This is a genomic window from Aliivibrio sifiae, assembly GCF_002954715.1.
GTDB classification, from domain to species: domain Bacteria; phylum Pseudomonadota; class Gammaproteobacteria; order Enterobacterales; family Vibrionaceae; genus Aliivibrio; species Aliivibrio sifiae.
Genome location: NZ_MSCP01000002.1, coordinates 958,544 through 963,707 on the forward strand (window position 1 = coordinate 958,544; position 5,164 = coordinate 963,707).

At 35.0% G+C, this 5,164-nt stretch carries 7 protein-coding genes; 1 reads left to right on the forward strand and 6 read right to left on the reverse strand.

Annotation, left to right across the window (positions count from 1 at the left end):
* Positions 1 to 200 (forward strand): hypothetical protein (locus BTO23_RS21460; RefSeq protein ID WP_211295934.1); only part of this gene is annotated, 200 nt, incomplete at its 5' end.
* A gap of 59 nt (positions 201 to 259) precedes the next feature.
* On the opposite strand, the gene BTO23_RS15565 is transcribed toward BTO23_RS21460, so the two are convergent.
* The 6 genes from BTO23_RS15565 to BTO23_RS15590 all read right to left on the reverse strand — a co-directional run.
* Positions 260 to 1,162, reverse strand: a complete 903-nt coding sequence (locus BTO23_RS15565) for a toll/interleukin-1 receptor domain-containing protein (protein ID WP_105063966.1) — start codon at positions 1,160 to 1,162, stop codon at positions 260 to 262.
* A 164-nt stretch (positions 1,163 to 1,326) separates the two neighbouring features.
* Entirely contained in the window at positions 1,327 to 1,917 is a 591-nt protein-coding gene (locus BTO23_RS15570) for an outer membrane beta-barrel protein (protein ID WP_105063967.1), read from the reverse strand.
* Between the two features lie 211 nt (positions 1,918 to 2,128).
* Entirely contained in the window at positions 2,129 to 2,695 is a 567-nt protein-coding gene (locus tag BTO23_RS15575; protein WP_105063968.1) for a hypothetical protein, read from the reverse strand.
* A gap of 140 nt (positions 2,696 to 2,835) precedes the next feature.
* Positions 2,836 to 3,831 (reverse strand): MazG-like family protein, encoded by a 996-nt coding sequence (locus tag BTO23_RS21465; RefSeq protein ID WP_211295935.1) that lies wholly within the window; start codon positions 3,829 to 3,831, stop codon positions 2,836 to 2,838.
* A 215-nt stretch (positions 3,832 to 4,046) separates the two neighbouring features.
* Entirely contained in the window at positions 4,047 to 4,421 is a 375-nt protein-coding gene (locus BTO23_RS15585) for a hypothetical protein (RefSeq protein ID WP_105063969.1), read from the reverse strand.
* Positions 4,422 to 4,633: 212 nt separating this feature from the next.
* Positions 4,634 to 5,164: GNAT family N-acetyltransferase (locus tag BTO23_RS15590; protein WP_105063970.1), on the reverse strand; the 531-nt coding region annotated here is incomplete at its 5' end.

A 5,164-nucleotide genomic window follows, 5' to 3' on the forward strand; every position in this document is an offset into this window, starting at 1 on the left:
GGGAAATAAGGGCTAATTTGCCGAACCTGATGAAATGGAAAACCAAAAGGAAACAAAGAAGAAATTTACGCTTACTAAGCCGAAACTACGAAAGCCGCGATCCTTTTGATGAACCGTGCAAAAAATTTCGGACTCAGTACGCACAACGCCTGCATAACACGTTTGCTACCATGCAAATTAAGCCTAAATTTACCACTTAACACGGTAAACTCAAAGAAGCCTAGAATGCCGAATGTAGCAAATCGTGTTGATGCGATTGTTATGCCTCGACTGGTAAAATTACTTCAGCAAGCTGCCCTGCAATTTCTTCAATACTACTAATTGATGTATTCAAAGCAACTTTATCAGCTAATGCTGGACTAAAATTAATCACATCAGTTTTAGTCACTTTATGCCAAATTGGAAGAATCATTTTATGACCGTCCATTTCTCTAGCTACCATTGAATCTAACTCATATTGAGTCCAGTTTTTTGAGCAAAATGAAGATGACAAAATAACAGTACCGAACCTCGATTTTACTAAACCATGATCAATACTTTTTCTTAAACTATCGCCAACTTTCAATGTGAATTCATCATACCAAACCTTAACGCCCAAATTTTCAAGGGTTTCAGCCAAAGGTCTAACAAAATCATCTTTATCCTCTGAAGCATGGGAAATGAATAAATCATATTCAGTTGTCAATAAGGACTTATTGATTATACCGTCAACCATTGTGTTCTGCGCCTGTGCTGTAGCTTTTATTTCATTCTGCAGCTTTTGTTGAAATGCTATTTGTTCTCTTTGTTGCTGCTTTTCTAGAGTTAATAATCTCTTCCTTTCTTTTTCGGCAGATAAAGCTAATTTCTTCCGTTCTTTCTCTTCTTCTTTAGCTAAATCTTGTTTAAGCTTCAGTAACTTTCCATTTTTATCAGCTTCCATTTTTGCAAGAGTCGCTTTTTTTACTTGAATTTTTGCAATTTCATTTTGTTTTCGTTGTATTTCCCCAAACTTTGATTTAAGCGTACCCTCACTTGTATTTTTTGTTATAGACCTATTGATTTGTCCAATCCTATTGGAGCAATCTGATTCTTTTTTAGTTTCTAGACTAATTTTATGAGCAATATCAGCCAACTCTTTTTGAGTCCTCATAATACTACTGCTTATTGTAGATATTGACATTGATACTCCGTTTGTATGTTTATTTAAGAGGCATAACGCCTGCATAACACGTTTGCTACCATACAGACCTAGCTGAATTTTAACGCCTTAATCACTGAAACTAAAGGCAAACTGACAACGCCGAGTGTAGCAAATCGTGTTGATGCATTTGTTATGCTGCTGATTTAGAAGAAATAACGTGCACCTAGATAAAAACCAGTTAACGTTAAGTTAGCTTCTTCTATTTCTGTAAATGCTGCGCGATAACCTAGATTTAGGTCTAATCCTTGCGGTAATCGAGTGCCAATTTCGGCACCCAATTGGTAACCCATTTCTTTTTTTGAGTAGTTTTGATTTGCGCTGTCTTTAACATTGATATCTATTTGACCAACACCAACCATTGGAGCAAAGTAAATATTTCCAAAATCATAGAGGACAAATAGTTTAGCTTTAGCATTAATGAAAAATGCATCACCATCAGAGCTTAAAGAGCCTGTATTGTCAATGTCACCAAATGTTCGATACTCAGCTTCAATGCTAGTTTTTACAACTCGGTGAGTATCAAATTCATAACCTGCGACAAGGTTGTAACCTAAATCACTTGATTCTTCTGCTGATGCATTTCCTACTTCAAGCTCAACATTGTTAGCCATCGATAAATCAGCACCAATATAAAATTGATGATTAGATTTTTGAACGTGTTCATTAACATTTGCGTAAGAAGATGCACTCGTCAGAATAAGAGAAGCAGCAATTAGTCCTTTAAGCTTACCCATTTAGTATTACTCTCAATAAAAAGAATCATATTATCATAGCAAAATAGAATGCGGTAATTATTAATATAAGTCTTTCAAAAGCGGCATAACGCCTGCATAACACGTTTACTACTATGCAATTATACTTAACATTGACGCCTTAAAACGAGAAACACCCGACAAACCTAGAATGCCGAATGTAGCAAATCGTGTTGATGCATTTGTTATGTCATTATTCTAACGATGCAATGCTATCTAATACTTCAATATTACGTAACAAAAATGGATTGACTATATGCTCATCTTCACCCAAATGTCTGCTGTGCTCATCTAAGCTTAAAGAAGATAATATCCAATCTGGTTGACACTTGCATCGTAACAAAACACCACCAGAACCAAAGGCATTGCTACTCATAAATTGTTTAGCTTTATCAACATTTGGAGTCCAGCAAAAACCAATGCGCTTATCATTGTACGCATCTAAATTTTCACCACGGTATAGCACAATACTTTTCTCTGTATATTTAGGGAAAAATAAAGTTAATAATTCTAATAGGGCCTTATCATCATTTACTTGCTTTCTAATATGATGACCTGAGTTTATCCAATATTGATAAAAAGCTTTTTCATAATCCACAACATCTAACATAGGCGTCCTTTCACCCTTAAGGAGCTGTTCAGAGTATGCTTTCCAAAGGTTAAACTCTGTCACCACCTCAAATTTTTCAACAATATAATCATATGATTTTTTCATATCATTCTTAACATCAATCTCAATTGTTATAATTTTGGATTCCATATATTTCACCGATGACATAACGCCTGCATAACACGTTTACTACTATACAATTATACTTAAAATTGACGCCTTAAAACGAGAAACACCCGACAACCTGAGATGCCGAGTGTAGTAAATCGTGTTGATGCATTTGTTATATTTTAAGCAAAGCTGCCTAAGAGAGCCATTACAGATTTACCGATTGAAGCTAATTTTTTAGTGATATCTTCAGTTGTAGCTAACTTAGCTTTAAATGATTGAAATTTGCTTTCTACATCTTTTATCGCTGCTGTAGCAACGACTTCATCTTGAGTTGTCTCAACTTCTTTCAACGAAGTAATTAACTCTTGAATATCGCTGCTAGCATCTGGTGATAATTTTTCTAGCTCTTCAAATAACACTCTTAACTCAGCAAACTTCGATGGATCTACTAGCCCTTGGATTCTTGCGTCACCTTGCTTACATTCGCATGGGTTAACATTACAAACAGGGCATTCATCGTAAAAGTAATTTACAATTTCGTCGTCTAAACAAGTACCGGTATTTGAACCGATCCATGCAGAAAGTATCCATGCAAGGACATCTGCAACTTCTTCTTCGACATTTTCTTTACTTTTAGAGCCAATATTGAACTTATCAATAGCTTCATGTAACTCCGCAACTTCTTCAAATAATTTAGAACAAGTCATCCATGGACCAGAAAAATGCCAAATCACTTCATTATTTGGATAAATACCTGAAATATTGCGTAATGACCATTCGAAGTTTTTATCCCCAAACCTTGAGATTGCATCATAACGCTCAGCTTGTTTCTCTTTAATTTTATAAGGTAAAATTTCTTCTTTAGGTTTTTTGTTTGTTTTAAAACAGCAACATACAGGCTCAATACAATATGGGCAGCTATTAGGGAACTTTTTTAAAAAACTATCTTCAACAGAAATATCTAATTTTGAAGACAAAGCGAATAGCCAAGAAATAGGGCGAATAAAGTCTTGTGCTATGGCTGTTTTTTTAATCACACTGCGTGTTAAATATCCTGTAGTTCGAGATAAATAACCGTAGATATCGACCCAATCACGTTCATTATTGATATTACCGTACAAGTTCTCAAAATATTGCTGATATTCTGTCAATGATTTTGGTTTATTATGTTTCAAATTTTAATCCTTTTTTATTATTTATATTGCTACACATTTTTTAAAAAATATAACGCCTGCATAACACGTTTGCTACTATGCAGTTCTAGCTGAATTTTAACGCCTTAATCACTGAAACTAAAGACAATCTAGAATGCCGAATGTAGTAAATCGTGTTGATGCATTTGTTATATTTTCAATAGGCGCTTAAGAAACCGCAGTTTTACAAGTAGCCTTTAGAGTAGATAGTGATTTCTCATAACTAGTAATTTGAACCTTGATATCCTCTCTAACACGTTGAGCTGCTTCACTGTATTCATACTTATAAAATGCGTTATTTTTATCGGCAGCGTCAGACTCCAAGCCATTAATTGATTTTGCAAAGCGCTTAACCTTGAGTGGTGATTCTTTTCCAACGTCTCAAAACCGATAACTTCACATCCTACGACTTCTCGCACTTTCTCTATTTTTATTACTGGTTCCTGCTGCTTAGGCTCTTTTAACGGATGCAGCTCTGGATAAACTTTGTACCCAGAAATGAAACCTGCAATTAATAATGCGCCCCCAAATACCACGGGATGATTTTCAAATGTTTCTTTTATTGATGCCATTTACGTCAACTTATATAAAATTATATACTTACGGCCATATCCGTGGGAAATAATACAGTAATTTGCAATTTTACGCATTGTTCAAATGAAAATATAACGCCGCCATAACACGTTTATTACGATGACGACTTACTTGAATTTTAACGCCTTAAACACCGAAACTAAAGACAAACCTACAATGCCGAATGTAATAAATCGTGTTGATGGCTTTGTTATAAGCAGAATTCAATGCTAAAGAAATCAGTTAGTTGATGATTATGATTAGGTTTCCAATACTGCCAACCATTTTTTTGATAAAAGCTAACTGCCCGTTTATTTTCTCGGCTAACTGATAATACCGCACCATTACAACCCATTAATTTCAATTGCTTGATTAGAAATTTATGGATGGTTTCAGAAAGACCTAAACCTCGATAATTTGGAACTAAATAAATCAGGTGAATGTACCCAAAGCCTGCAATTTCAGAATGAGACTTAAACTCCAACTGCCCTATCAATTCATCACCAGACCATAAATGGAAATAACCCCATTCAGGCGAGCCAAGTCTAGAAAGTAGTTTGGAATAGTAAACCTCACCATTTTGACCAATTGTTTCGAGGTAGCCTTCAGAAGTACCAAAACTACAAAAATAAGAGTCTTCACGAAACTGAACACAATCTGTAAAATTGGCATCTAAAACTATTGGTTCAAACCGACAATCCATTGTAACCCCTTGAACTAAAACAAGCTTATAACGCTGGCA

Coding starts and splice junctions, on each gene's coding strand:
- BTO23_RS15565 (WP_105063966.1), bottom strand. CDS start 1,162: ATGTCAATATCTACAATAAGCAGTAGTATTATGAGGACTCAAAAAGAG.
- BTO23_RS15570 (WP_105063967.1), bottom strand. CDS start 1,917: ATGGGTAAGCTTAAAGGACTAATTGCTGCTTCTCTTATTCTGACGAGT.
- BTO23_RS15575 (WP_105063968.1), bottom strand. CDS start 2,695: ATGGAATCCAAAATTATAACAATTGAGATTGATGTTAAGAATGATATG.
- BTO23_RS15585 (WP_105063969.1), bottom strand. CDS start 4,421: ATGGCATCAATAAAAGAAACATTTGAAAATCATCCCGTGGTATTTGGG.